Below are 12293 nucleotides of genomic sequence, written 5' to 3'. Positions count from 1 at the left end.
TTCCGGCCCGATCGCGCCGGTCAACCGTCGACGACGTCACCGTAATCCAGATGACGGGCATACCAGGCGGCCACGAAGGGGCAACGGATGACGACCTCCCGGTGGCTGGCTCTCACGAGATCGAAAACACCGGTCACCAGCCGCGAACCGATCCCGCGGCCGGACAGTTCCTCAGGGACTTCCGTATGGATCAACACCAGGCGCCCCTCCTCCACGCGGTAGTAGACGGCGGCGATGCCGCCGTCGACCGCCAGTTCGAAGCGGTGCAGCTCCGGTCGCTCGATGACGATGTTGTTTTCGGATTGGTTCACGGGGTACCTCTCTCTTCTCCGGCAGGGCGTCAGCCGGCCCGTTGCAAAAAAACTGATTATGCGCCTGGTAGCTTGACCTCGATGGCTGGCGGGCCCTCTCGCGTCCGGATGAGATCTAGGCGACGCCGTGGTCCTTGATCTTGAAGCAACGATTGCTGTTTGGACGGAACCACCGGCAAAAGACGCTCCGGGCTGGGCAACACGCTCGCTTCTCGCAACCTGGCGCGTATGCAAGCCGGAGGTGGCGACCCCTTGGCCCGTCGACGTTCTGACCCGAGACGCTGACCTGCTTGTCCAGGCGTGTCGATACCCAAGTGTAGTTACGTCAGGCGAGGCGCAGGTCTACACTTCAACCGTCGCTTCGCATCGGGGCGACAGACCGCATCTCCAGTTCCGGCTTCGGTGTGCCCTCCCCGAAGCCCCGGCCCGCCCCGGCCCGCCAAGACCGCCTCCTGCCGCAGGAGGCGGTCTTCTTTCGTCGGTGCAATCGCAAGCGAGCCCGGATGCGAACCTTTGCCTAAAGGTCGAAGAGATGACGGAGTTGTCGTGGCTGCGACCGCAGATACTGATCGGGCGCCCACACCCGCTCGCCGAAATGCGCCGCGGCATGCCAGGGCCAGCGTGGGTCGTAGAGGATGGCGCGAGCAATCGCGACGAGGTCGGCATCGCCCATCGTCAAGATTGCTTCGGCCTGCTCGAACTCGGTGATGAGGCCGACTGCGATGACCGGTATCGCCACGTTTTCTTTGACGGCGCGCGCAAAGGGGACCTGATAGCTTGGGCCGATGGCAATTTTCTGGTGGGATGCAAGGCCGCCCGACGAGACATGAATGGCCGAGCAGCCACGGGCTTGGAGCGCCTGGCAAAAGGCGACAGTTTGCTCGATGTTCCAGCCATCCTGCGCCCAGTCGGTCGCCGAGACCCGCATCGTCACCGGCCGGTCCGCGGGAAATGCCGCGCGAACGGCCTCGAAGACTTCGAGAGGAAACCGCATGCGGTTTTCCAGTGACCCACCATAATCGTCCGTGCGGTGATTGGAGAGCGGCGACAGGAACTGATGCAGGAGATAGCCGTGCGCTCCGTGTATCTGGACAGCGTCCAGCCCTAGAGCCGCGGCGCGCCTGGCGGCATCGGCGAAGGCCGCACGGACCTGCGCGAGGTCACCTCGATCGAGCGCTGCCGGATGGTCATATTCCTCGCGGAAAGGAACAGGGCTCGGCGCGACGGTCTTCCAGCCACCCTCGTCCTTCGGACTGATCTGGCCGCCACCTTTCCACGGGACTTCGCTGGAAGCTTTGCGTCCGGCATGGCCGAGCTGGATGGCGATCGGCATGTCGGACCACCGTCGCACGCCGTCGAGAACCCGGCCCATTGCGCGCTCGCAGGCATCCGAATAAAGCCCGACATCGCCATAGGAAATGCGGCCCTCCGGCAGGACCGCCGTCGCCTCGATGGTAAGCACCGCCGCTCCCGACAAGGCCAGATTACCGAGATGAATGAGATGCCAGTCGTTCATCTGCCCGTCGGTCGCCGAATACTGGCACATTGGCGCGATGACGATGCGGTTTCGCAGCGTAAGCGATCCCATTTCGAAGGGTGAAAAAAGCCTGGTTCCGCTCATGATCGTTCTCCAGAGATCGACGGGGCCGGTCAGGCAGCCCGTCGAAGTTTCGCCGTTTGCCGGCGAGGTTGCAATGTCGGCGTCGAACAGACTTGTCAGTAGGCGTCGGCTTCCGTCGCGGGCTCAACTATCGGACGTGATGCCAACCTGCTGAGTTGCTGCCATGTCGCTGCGGTCTTCTCCCTTTGGCAGGTGGCCGAACATGTGCGGCTTGATCTGGTTGATCCAGGAGATCACCGCCGGCTCCCTGCTCCAGAGTGTCTTGGCAAAAGGAACGATCTGCTCGCCGACGAGAATTCCAAGAAGGCCGACGAGCGCGATGACCGGCGGCGCCGGCGAGTGAACGTTGAGAAGGCTGTAGACAATGCCGACCAGGAGTCCGGCGCCGAGTGACATCAGATAGAGTTTCATGACGGTGATCCTTGATGGATGTTCTTGCCACTCCGAGCCAACGGATCGGAGTGGCATTGCCTACCCTTCATCGGCCGCATTGGGCCGATGCGTTTTCCAGGGACGACGCGCTGCGTGCTGATGGCACCGTCAGGCGCCGATCTCACGCGGCAAGCGGAACGAGGTTCGCCTCGATCTGGTTGCGGAAGGGCTCGTAGCGGTTCGGCAGCTTCAGCGCCTCGCCGAGATGGGCGGTATCCTCGTCGCGGTCGAAGCCGGGTTCGTTGGTTGCGATCTCGAACAGGATCCCGCCCGGGGTGCGGAAGTAGATCGCCCAGAAATAGTCGCGGTCGATGACGGGCGTGACCTGGTAGCCGGTGTCCATCAGGGCCTTGCGCACTTCGAGCTGCTTTTCGCAGTTCTCGACAGCAAAGGCGATGTGATGCACCGAACCTGCACCCTGACGCGCAAACGGTGTCTTCGGCAGCGCGACGAGGTCGATCGTGTCAGCACCGTTGCCGCCGGGGATGACGAACCGCGTGACGTCTCCTTCGACTTCGGACCGCTCATAACCCATGAAACGCAACAGTTCCTCGGTCGCCGCCGTGTCGTGAAGATTGAAGCGCGCGCCGGAGAAACCACGGATCGCGTTGGCTTCGGAAATGCCCTCGGCAAGCCAGGGAGCGCGGGCGTCGTCGGCCGTTTCGACCAGCGCAAGACCGTCACCATCGGGCCCCGTGAAACGCAGGCGATGGGCGCCAAACACCGTGTCGGCCTGAATACCGGCGACACCTTGCGCCACGAGCCGGTCTTTCCAGAAGGACAGCGCTCCCTTGGGAACAGAGAACTGCGTTTCGCCGACCTCGCCGACACCCGGCCGCCCGGTCATCATGTGCGGGAACGGGAAGTATGTCATGACCGTCCCGGGCGTACCCGTCTCATGGCCATAATAGAGGTGGTACACACTCGGATCATCGAAGTTGACGGTCTTCTTCACCCGGCGAAGACCGAGCGTATCGGTAAAGAACCTGTTGTTCTCTCGCGCATCCGACGCCATGGAGGTGACGTGGTGCAGTCCCTTGATATCCTTGATCATGGCCGGTGCCTTTCTTCGTTGACGTTGTTCGTCGGTGGAAGAGATTTACGCGGGTTGATTGCCCCGAAGAATTGCAATATTTTTCTCGAATTAATTGCGAATTTTGAAACAATAGAAGATGAACGACCACAAGGCCCTGAAGATCTTCCTGATGGCCGCCGAGAAGCGAAACTTCGCCCAGGTTGCCCGCGAGCTCGCCATGACCCCCGCCGCCGTCACGCGAGCCATTGCAGCACTCGAAGATGACTTGGGGGTGCAGCTGTTCGTTCGCACGACCCGTCAGGTATCCCTGACGACGGACGGCGCCGTTTTCGCCGCGCAGATCCAACCGGCGGTCGAAGCGCTCGAAAATGCGCGCCGCGAGGTCAGGAACGCCCACAAGGCCGACCAGGGACGTTTGCGGATCAGCGCACCGACCTGGCTCGGCAAGACGGTGCTGCCGCCGATCCTCTCCGGCTTCCGGGAACTCTACCCGAAAATGTGCTTCGAGATCTCGCTCTCGGACGGCCTGATCGACATTGTCGACGACGACTACGATCTTGCGATCCGCATTTCGTCGGCGCCATCGGACAAGTTTACGATCTGGCGCAAGATCAAGGTGGTCCCGAGGATCTTGGTGGCGGCGCCCGGCAGCCGGTTTGCGGAGATGCAGCACCCGAGCGAACTGACCCCGGACGACTGTCTTGCCTATGGCGGTGAAAGCCGGCGGGAGAACTGGCTGCTTTCGGACGGTGGCTCCAGCATCACGATCGTTGCAGGCAGGGCGTTCAGCGCCAACAATGGCGAGGTGCTTGCCGACATGGCCGCCGACGGCGCAGGCGTGGCGATGCTGCCCGGATTTCACATCGCCGAACATATCCGCAGTGGCCGGCTCGTCCATGTCTTGCGTGGCTGGTCGCCGCCGGACCTCTGGTTGACGCTCTACTATCCGCCCTACCAGGCCCTGCCGCCCCGTATCGCGACGTTCTCGAAATTCTTCGAGGAACAGCTGACCGCGCACATGGTCATGCTCGACTAGGCCGGCTGATGCCCTTCGAGCAGGTGTCACAGCAACAGGCGGATGGTCGAATTGATGCCGGCGCGCAGCGCTATGAAGCATAGGTCGGCATAGGCGGGCATCGCGAAACAATGGACGCAGCAGCTCGGCGTGTCGCTGTCACGGTTCGACGCCGGCCTCCAACTCGATTCGGCGCGATTCGCGCGCATTTCCGAGAGCTGCTCGTCACCCCCAGTTTTCGTCACGTCCGTCGACGTTTTCCTCGCCGTCGCCGGGCGCATGCTCGTCCGACGGGCAACCGGGTCCGACGAGTTCGGGCGCATATCCGCCAGTGACGGCACCAACAGCCTCAGAATATTAGTGTACTCTAAATTTAAATCGATGAGATAACTCGTCCTTTCCGTGCAAGGCACCAGCTTCAGACAAGCCAAAACGGCAAGATGAAACGGAACTAGCTGAATTCCGTGAGAGCGCTCAAGAAACGTCTTGCGTCATAACAATTCAAATCTTCGCAGCGCCGAAATCACGGCAGAATAAATCTCGACAGGCATGGGACATGACAAATTCAGGACGCAAGCTACGTATCGCAGCGGTGAACAGCGTGAACCAAGGAGGCGAAACGTATCTGGAGTATCTGCGTGCAGTCCTTAAGCACTTGCCCGCTGATTGCGAGGTCGATGTTTTCCAGACGGAAAATACGGGATTGACGAAGCAGGAGGCGGAGAACTTTCTCGGCAGAATCGTCAATCCTGCCAGTTACGGGGCATTTCCGCTGATCGATGAAGGCGGATACACCCATTTTATCGGGAACGATGCTTACGCCGCACGGTTTGTACCCGAGTCCCTCAGGGCGATCTTCATCAGCCACGGCTCCGCGCCGATGCCGGCAAGTTCCGACTATATGTTTTCGGATTGGACGTCGTTCTGGGATTGCATAATCGGAGCGTCCAAGGGCATGACCGGCATGGCCGCAAGGGGCATGTCCAGCTATCGCCATGCGCGCTGGAGCGGCAAGCTCAACGTCCCGGGCGCCGCTTGCAGATCCGATCTGAGAACGACGGCTTTCTGCCCTTCGACGCCCTTGAAGTTTCCGGGTCGGGTCGAGGAAGTCGCCGAACTGGAACAGCGTTCCGACTTCACGGTCGGCATCCTGCCGACGTCGGTCACTGCGATCCGTCAAAGCGCCGTTCTTTACAACAGTCTCGCAGACATCGTGCCGACGATCCTGGAGCACTTTCCCGAAGCCCGGATCGTGTTTCGACCGTATCCTGCAGACCTAGAGAATCCGGCGTGTCAGAAATGGTTTGAACCACTGAGAACCATTCCCCGGCTTTTGCTGGATGAAACCGGACGCTCCTCCGCTGAATTCTATGAGGAATCGGACGTTCTCATCACCGATGGTTCGACCGGGGGCGTCTCCTACATGCTGAAGCGTGTGATTCCGCCGATCTACTACATCCCGGAAGCATCGCTTCAGGATCACATCGTTTCGTGGTTCTCCGATGAAATCAATAACAAGGTCCTCGTCGCAAAAACAGCTGATGAACTCCGGGAGAAAATCATCGAATGCCGCGCCATGAAGGCGGAAAACCGACTGGCGTACTACAGGAACTACTGCGACGGAGACCTTTATCTCGAAAAAGACAAGGCATCCTACATTGAGGATGCCCTCTTCGGCCAACTTGAGGCCTTCAAGCGGGTCGATCGGGTGGGACGCATCTTTGATCCCGTCGCCTCCGGTGGCCTGCAATGATCCTTTGGATTACGGGCCTTTCCGGCGCGGGAAAAAGCACCTTGGCAAACGAGGTCGCGGTTCGCCTGCGCGCTGACGGACGGCCGCTCGTCATGCTCGACGGCGATGAGCTGCGCGCCGTGTTCGGGGCCGTTGCCGCCACCGACACCAATCACGGACGGCAGGGCCGGCTTGCCCTCGCCATGCAATACGCGAGGCTCTGCCAGCTCATCGGCGCCCAGGGCATATCCGTCGTCATCGCGACGATCTCCCTGTTCCACGAGGTCCACGAATGGAACCGCGCGAACCTGCCCGGCTACTTCGAAGCCTACCTGAAGGTGCCGCTGGAGGAGCTGCGGCGACGGGATCCGAAGGGGATTTATCGTCGTTTCGACGAGGGCACGCTTTCCTCGGTCGCGGGCCTCGACCTTCCCGTCGATGAGCCCACCGCGCCCGACTGGACCGCGGAGTTCACCCCGGATCGCGGCGCCGCCGCCTTGGCAACTGAACTGATATCCGAACTGCAGAAGAGAAAGCTAACATGAAAACGGAATGGGACTACACCTCGCTGGCCGACGCTTATCTGTTGCGCCCGGACTATGCCGACGCAGCGATCGACGCGATGCTGTCGATCGCCGGCGTGAACAAGGGCGAGCGGGTATGCGACGTCGGCGCCGGCGTCGCACATCTGACGCTGATGCTGGCGGCACGCGGCTTCGCCGTCACGGCCGTCGAGCCGAACGACGCCATGCGCGCGAACGGCATCAAGCGGACCGAAAGGTTCCCGCAGCTTGGCTGGCACGAGGGCACCGGCGAGAATACGGGACAGGCGGACCATGCGTTCGACATGGTGACCTTTGGAAGCTCCTTCAACGTCTGCGACCGCCAGCAGGCGCTCAAGGAAACGGCTCGCATCCTGAAGCCGAAGGGCTGGTTTGCCTGCATGTGGAACCACAGGCAGCTTGAAGACCCGATCCAGCACCGGATCGAGACGATCATCAAGAGCCATGTTGCCGAGTACGGATATGGTACGCGCCGCGAGGACCAGACGGCCGAGATCGACGCAAGCAATCTCTTTGGTCCCGTCGTCCAGCTCAGCTCTCGCGTCATGCATCAGCAGACCGTTGCCGAGTGCGTCGAAGCCTGGCGCTCCCACGCGACCCTGGCGCGGCAGGCCGGCTCCAAGTTCGCCGCGATCGTTGCGGAGATCGAGCGCTACCTGGTCGGCCTCGACGAGGCCGTGATCCAGATCCCCTATTCGACCAACATCTGGGTGGCACAACTGAAGTGAACATATCCAGCCTCCCCTTCCGGTTCAGCTCGAAAGCGCAAACTCTGGCCCAACTCCGGGGCCGGTTGACGAGCGCGAGCATCGCCCCCGTCCACTACTTCACGGTCGAAAGCTGGCAACAGGACCGTGCAGCGTGCCTCAACGGTGCGCAGACGGTGGGCAACGGCCCCTATGCCGTTCGCTCGAGCTGCCGGCGGGAGGACGGCGCCACGCAATCGAACGCCGGCGCCTTTCTATCGCTTCTGAACGTTGACGAAGCGGATCTCGCGGAGGCGATCGACAAGGTCATCGCCTCCTACGGGGAGGCAGAGGCTGCCGACGAAGTGCTGATCCAGCCAATGCTGACCGATGTGGCGCGGGCGGGTGTTGCGTTTTCGCACGATCCCAACACCTGCGCGCCCTACCGCATCGTGAACTGGTCGGAAGGCTCGAACACGGCGACCGTCACATCGGGCCTCGGCGGCAGAACATGGCAGCAGGCTTCGCGCTCCAAAGTGCCGCCGCCGCCCGCTCTTTCAGGCGTGGTCGCGCTTCTGGAGGAGCTGAGTGCGCTGTCCGGCAACGCACCGATCGATTGCGAATTTGCGGTGACGATGCAGGACGATCAGCCCGTGACCTGGCTGTTGCAGGCGCGCCCGCTGATCCTGAAACACCTGCCTGAAGACAGCGAAACCCAGGCAGAGCGCCTGTCCCGCATTGAGGAAAAGCTCCTTCGCGGAATGAGGCCGCATCCATTCCTGCGGGGAAGCAGCACCGTCTACGGCGTCATGCCCGACTGGAACCCCGCCGAGATCGTCGGCGTCCGTCCGAAGCCATTGGCTCTTTCCCTCTACCGCGAGCTGATCACGGATTCCATCTGGGCCTACCAGCGGCACAACTACGGCTACCGCAATCTGCGCGGTTTCCCGCTCATGCCGCACTTCTTCGGGCTGCCCTATATCGACGTGCGGCTGTCCTTCAATTCATTCATCCCGGCGGACCTGGACGAGGGGTTGGCCGGGCGTCTGGTCGACTACTACATCGCCCGGCTTCTCGACGAACCGACGCTTCATGACAAGGTCGAGTTCGAGATCGTCTTTTCGTGCTACACGCTGGATCTTCCGGACCGGCTGAAGCGCCTGTCCGAGGCGGGCTTCTCCGCCGAGGAAACCGCAACGATCGCCGACAGCCTGCGGACGCTCACCAACAAGATCGTGCATCCGAAGACGGGGCTCTGGGTCGGGGACGCAGCCAAGATCGATACGTTGAACGCCCGGCGCGAGACGCTGCTGAGGTCCGCGGCCGATCCGCTCGAGCGTATCTACTGGCTGATCGAGGACGCGAAGCGATACGGCACCTTGCCGTTTGCAGGTCTTGCCCGCGCCGGCTTTGTGGCCGTGCAGATGCTCAAGTCACTGGTGAGCGTGGGGGTCTTCTCGCAGGGCGATTACGACGCCTTCATGGGCAGCGTCTCCACGGTCAGCGGTCAACTGGCCCATGATCGATTGGGGCTGGACAGGACGACCTTCCTTTCGCGCTACGGGCACTTGCGTCCGGGAACCTACGACATCCTCTCGCCGCGCTATGACGAGGCGCCCGGGCTTTACTTCGATTGGGAGCAACGCCCTCCGGCGACACAGCCGGCCGCCCCCTTCTCGATGACGCTGCCGCAGATGCGCGAGATGGTCCGCCTTCTCGACGCCCACGGGCTGCACCCGGATCCTGTCGGCCTGTTCGATTTTCTGCAGAAGGGTATCGAGCTTCGGGAACTGGCAAAGTTTCATTTCACCCGCAACCTCTCCGACACGCTGGCTCTGGTGACGGAGGTCGGCGAGCAGAACGGACTTTCGTCCGAGGATCTCGCTTTCTGCGACATCGCAGCCTTCCGCGAGGCGCACACTGCCGCCGTCGATACACGAGAGCTGCTGATGACCTCCATCGAGCAGGGACGTGCGCGCTACGAAAACACGCTCAGGGTGGCGATGCCGCCACTGATCCGCAGACCGGAGGATATCTGGGGCTTCGAGTGGCCCGAGACGTCCCCCAACTTCATCACCCAGAAACGGGTGACTGCTCCGGTCGTGGGTTGTGATCGGCGTGACGAACTCGCCGGCGCGATCGTTTGCATCCCAAGCGCCGATCCGGGTTTCGACTGGCTGTTTGCCTATCCGATCGCGGGCCTGATCACCACATGGGGCGGCGCCAATTCGCACATGGCGATCAGGGCCGGCGAATTGGGCCTGCCTGCCGTCATCGGGGCCGGCGAAGCGCTCTACAACCTCTGGTCCCGCGCAAGCCGGCTCCATCTCGATTGCGCTGGCAGGCGGGTCGAGGTGCTTTCGTGAAGAAGGTCGTCGTCAGCCAACGCGTCGACGTCTGGGCAGACCGGAAGGAGCGGCGCGACGCCGTCGACCAGGCCCTTACCGCCTTTATCGCACGGGCAGGTGGGCTTCCGATCGCCGTTCCCAATCTCGTTGAAGATTTGGGCCTTTCGGCTGACTGGCTCAGTGCCGTGGAGCCGGATGCCATCGTCCTTTCCGGTGGCAACGACATTGGCGAAGCGGTCGAGCGCGATCGGCTGGAGGCCGCTCTTCTCGACTATGCGGCCGACAGGGCCATCCCGCTGCTCGGCATCTGCCGGGGGATGCAGATGATGGCGCATTGGGGCGGCGCCGAGCTGAGAACGGTGGTTCATCATATCGGTACGCGCCACACCCTTTCCGGCGCGATAACGGGCACGGTGAACAGTTACCACCGTCTTGGCCTCGCCGCGCTCCCCGCGGCGTTCGCTCCGCTCGCGTGGAGCGAAGATGGTGAGATCGAGGCCATGAAACATCGGCACCTGCCGTGGGAAGCATGGATGTGGCATCCCGAACGCGAGGCGGAATTTGCCGATCGGGATATCGAGCGACTGAGGGAACTTACGCATGCAAGAACTGCTTGAGATTGCCCTTCGCGCCGCGCGGGCGGCAGGCGACGCCATTCTGGAGCACTATGCGACGGTTTGCGTTGTAGAGCGAAAGGCTGACGGGTCGCCCCTGACTGCGGCGGACAGGGCGGCGCACCAGGTCATTTCAGAGCATTTGTCCGGTACCGGCTATCCGATCGTGTCAGAGGAGGGCAACGAACTTCATCTGGAGGAGCGTTGCTATTGGCTCGTCGACCCCCTCGACGGCACGAAGGATTTTCTGGCCGCCAACGGCGAGTTCACGGTCAACATCGCGCTGATTATCGAGCAGAGGCCCGTTCTCGGCGTCGTCTTCGCGCCGGCCCTCAACGAAGCCTATTGCGGCATCGTCGGGACCGGGGGCTGGCTCCAGCGCGGCGATGAACGGTGCGACTTCCGCCAGACGCCTCCGGCCAAGGATCTTCGCATGGCGGTCAGCCGCTTCCACGACCATCCCGACGTGGATATCTTTGCTGAAGAAAATGCGATAGCGCACCGCATCCAGGCGGGCTCGGCGTTGAAGTATGGCTTGCTTGCGACCGGGGACGTCGACGTGTTCCCACGGCTGGTCGGCAGTTCCGAATGGGACACGGCAGCTGGCCAGGCCGTGCTCGAATCGGCCGGCGGCTGCGTCCTGGATTGGCATACCCGACTGCCGCTAAGATACGGCAAGACCAACCGGCGCAACCCGCGGCTGCTCTCGCTCCGCGCGCCGCTGAGCCCGGACGTTTTTAACCTCAAAGCATACGACATGGAGCTTCTATGAGAGCGCTCATCCTCGCGGCCGGCCGCGGCAGCCGCATGAAACAGATGACCGACGAGCGGCCCAAGTGCCTGGTGGAACTCAACGGCCGGAGCCTTCTCGACCATCAGCTCGCGTCCTTGCGGGCAGCCGGGATCGACGAGATCGGCATTGTGACCGGTTATCGCCGCGAAATGCTTGCGGACAAGGGGCTCATCGAGTTTCACAATCCGCGTTGGCAAGAGACGAACATGGTCTCCTCCCTTGCATGCGCCGCTCAGTGGCTCGAAGCCGGCAGCTGCGTCGTCAGCTATTCGGATATCTTTTACGAGCCGGAGGCCGTCAGCCTACTGATCGAAGCATCGGCCGAACTGGCGGTCACTTACGATCCGAACTGGCTTGGCCTGTGGTCCAGGCGGTTCGGGGATCCGCTTGATGATGCCGAGACGTTTCGCATGGATGACAAGGGCTTCCTTCTGGAGATCGGCAACCGGCCGACCCACGTAGACAAGGTGCAGGGCCAATATATGGGGCTGCTCCGCTTTACCCCGACCGCATGGGCTGAAATCACGCGTATTCGCGCCGCCCTCGGCGCCGCCGAGCGGGATCGCATGCACATGACCGGCACGCTGCAGCGGGTGATAGAGGCCGGCAGGATGGCGGTAAAGACGGTCGCCTATGGGGGAAGCTGGGGCGAGATCGACTCCGCATCCGATCTCGACATATACAGCGCCGCGTCCTGACCGGCGGAGCCAAGACGCTGATCGGCGCTGCACCACTGCGGGGCCGCAGCGGCGCGTCTTGAGCCTTTTCTTCCTTTGCGCCGCAAAGCCTGAACCAGGAGCCTTGCCCGTTGCCGGCCTCCGCGAGCAGCCGCTTTGGCACCTGAGCTCGGTGGTTGAAGCTTAGCCAATTGACCTCCGGGCGTCGGCATCGTTTTCATATTTTTCAGATAGTTGTCGGCGTTCGTTGAGATCTTTGGCGAGGTCCCTCGTGGGCCGCCGCCGACCCATGCCCGGCCGGTCGCCCGGCATGCCGAAGAGCGCGAAGCTGAACCATCGCGCAAGGTCTCCGTCGCCTCAGGCACCGTCAAGCGTTGATTGCCGTCCCCATGCGATTTGCCTCGGTTACCACCCCGTTGACAGCAGGAAAAACCGCTCGTACGTTACACATGTATACAGGTATAG

Annotated in this window: 13 protein-coding genes; 8 read left to right on the top strand and 5 right to left on the bottom strand. The window is 62.2% G+C overall.

The window, feature by feature from the left end; genetic code table 11:
* Window positions 1–20 precede the first annotated feature (20 nt).
* From C1A35_RS06645 to C1A35_RS06630, 4 genes are all read right to left on the bottom strand, one after another.
* Window positions 21–311, bottom strand: coding sequence for a GNAT family N-acetyltransferase (locus C1A35_RS06645; RefSeq protein ID WP_104663564.1), 291 nt, complete (start codon window positions 309–311; stop codon window positions 21–23).
* A 517-nt stretch (window positions 312–828) separates the two neighbouring features.
* Window positions 829–1932 (bottom strand): NADH:flavin oxidoreductase/NADH oxidase, encoded by a 1104-nt coding sequence (locus tag C1A35_RS06640; protein ID WP_104663563.1) that lies wholly within the window; start codon window positions 1930–1932, stop codon window positions 829–831.
* A gap of 123 nt (window positions 1933–2055) precedes the next feature.
* Window positions 2056–2343 (bottom strand): XapX domain-containing protein, encoded by a 288-nt coding sequence (locus tag C1A35_RS06635; protein WP_104663562.1) that lies wholly within the window; start codon window positions 2341–2343, stop codon window positions 2056–2058.
* A gap of 142 nt (window positions 2344–2485) precedes the next feature.
* Entirely contained in the window at window positions 2486–3418 is a 933-nt protein-coding gene (locus C1A35_RS06630) for a VOC family protein (protein WP_104663561.1), read from the bottom strand.
* A 118-nt stretch (window positions 3419–3536) separates the two neighbouring features.
* On the opposite strand from C1A35_RS06630, the gene C1A35_RS06625 reads away from it, so the two are divergent.
* Window positions 3537–4436, top strand: coding sequence for a LysR family transcriptional regulator (locus C1A35_RS06625; RefSeq protein WP_104663560.1), 900 nt, complete (start codon window positions 3537–3539; stop codon window positions 4434–4436).
* A gap of 26 nt (window positions 4437–4462) precedes the next feature.
* On the opposite strand, the gene C1A35_RS35815 is transcribed toward C1A35_RS06625, so the two are convergent.
* Window positions 4463–4660: a hypothetical protein gene (locus tag C1A35_RS35815; RefSeq protein WP_158665001.1), complete on the bottom strand. Its 198-nt coding sequence runs from the start codon at window positions 4658–4660 to the stop codon at window positions 4463–4465.
* 311 nt (window positions 4661–4971) lie between these two features.
* Here C1A35_RS35815 and C1A35_RS06620 point away from each other — a divergent pair, with 311 nt between their 5' ends.
* Genes C1A35_RS06620 through C1A35_RS06590 form a run of 7 tightly spaced genes read left to right on the top strand, consistent with a single transcriptional unit; the run spans window position 4972 to window position 11849 of the window.
* Window positions 4972–6168 carry a hypothetical protein gene (locus C1A35_RS06620; protein WP_158665000.1) on the top strand — a complete coding sequence of 399 codons (1197 nt, stop codon included), beginning with the start codon at window positions 4972–4974 and terminating at the stop codon, window positions 6166–6168.
* 41 nt (window positions 6169–6209) lie between these two features.
* On the top strand, window positions 6210–6692 hold the full coding sequence (locus tag C1A35_RS06615; RefSeq protein WP_234822809.1) for an adenylyl-sulfate kinase: 483 nt from the start codon (window positions 6210–6212) through the stop codon (window positions 6690–6692).
* Window positions 6689–7438: a class I SAM-dependent methyltransferase gene (locus tag C1A35_RS06610; protein WP_104663557.1), complete on the top strand. Its 750-nt coding sequence runs from the start codon at window positions 6689–6691 to the stop codon at window positions 7436–7438. The genes C1A35_RS06615 and C1A35_RS06610 overlap by 4 nt, the downstream gene beginning before the upstream one ends.
* Entirely contained in the window at window positions 7435–9762 is a 2328-nt protein-coding gene (locus tag C1A35_RS06605; RefSeq protein ID WP_104663556.1) for a PEP-utilizing enzyme, read from the top strand. Before C1A35_RS06610 ends, C1A35_RS06605 begins: the two co-directional genes overlap by 4 nt.
* Complete coding sequence (locus C1A35_RS06600) at window positions 9759–10361, top strand: gamma-glutamyl-gamma-aminobutyrate hydrolase family protein (RefSeq protein ID WP_104663555.1); 603 nt, start codon at window positions 9759–9761, stop codon at window positions 10359–10361. The genes C1A35_RS06605 and C1A35_RS06600 overlap by 4 nt, the downstream gene beginning before the upstream one ends.
* A complete protein-coding gene (locus tag C1A35_RS06595; protein ID WP_104663554.1) occupies window positions 10345–11130 on the top strand; it encodes a 3'(2'),5'-bisphosphate nucleotidase CysQ family protein in 786 nt (261 codons plus the stop codon). The genes C1A35_RS06600 and C1A35_RS06595 overlap by 17 nt, the downstream gene beginning before the upstream one ends.
* Complete coding sequence (locus tag C1A35_RS06590) at window positions 11127–11849, top strand: phosphocholine cytidylyltransferase family protein (protein WP_104663553.1); 723 nt, start codon at window positions 11127–11129, stop codon at window positions 11847–11849. Before C1A35_RS06595 ends, C1A35_RS06590 begins: the two co-directional genes overlap by 4 nt.
* Window positions 11850–12293: the final 444 nt, after the last annotated feature.

This window comes from Ensifer adhaerens (genome assembly GCF_002940685.1).
GTDB lineage: Bacteria > Pseudomonadota > Alphaproteobacteria > Rhizobiales > Rhizobiaceae > Ensifer > Ensifer adhaerens_E.
This window is presented reverse-complemented; position numbering and strand designations above follow the sequence as displayed.

Coding starts and splice junctions, on each gene's coding strand:
- C1A35_RS06640 (WP_104663563.1), bottom strand. CDS start 1,932: ATGAGCGGAACCAGGCTTTTTTCACCCTTCGAAATGGGATCGCTTACG.
- C1A35_RS06610 (WP_104663557.1), top strand. CDS start 6,689: ATGAAAACGGAATGGGACTACACCTCGCTGGCCGACGCTTATCTGTTG.
- C1A35_RS06630 (WP_104663561.1), bottom strand. CDS start 3,418: ATGATCAAGGATATCAAGGGACTGCACCACGTCACCTCCATGGCGTCG.
- C1A35_RS06625 (WP_104663560.1), top strand. CDS start 3,537: ATGAACGACCACAAGGCCCTGAAGATCTTCCTGATGGCCGCCGAGAAG.
- C1A35_RS06590 (WP_104663553.1), top strand. CDS start 11,127: ATGAGAGCGCTCATCCTCGCGGCCGGCCGCGGCAGCCGCATGAAACAG.
- C1A35_RS06635 (WP_104663562.1), bottom strand. CDS start 2,343: ATGAAACTCTATCTGATGTCACTCGGCGCCGGACTCCTGGTCGGCATT.
- C1A35_RS06595 (WP_104663554.1), top strand. CDS start 10,345: ATGCAAGAACTGCTTGAGATTGCCCTTCGCGCCGCGCGGGCGGCAGGC.
- C1A35_RS06620 (WP_158665000.1), top strand. CDS start 4,972: ATGACAAATTCAGGACGCAAGCTACGTATCGCAGCGGTGAACAGCGTG.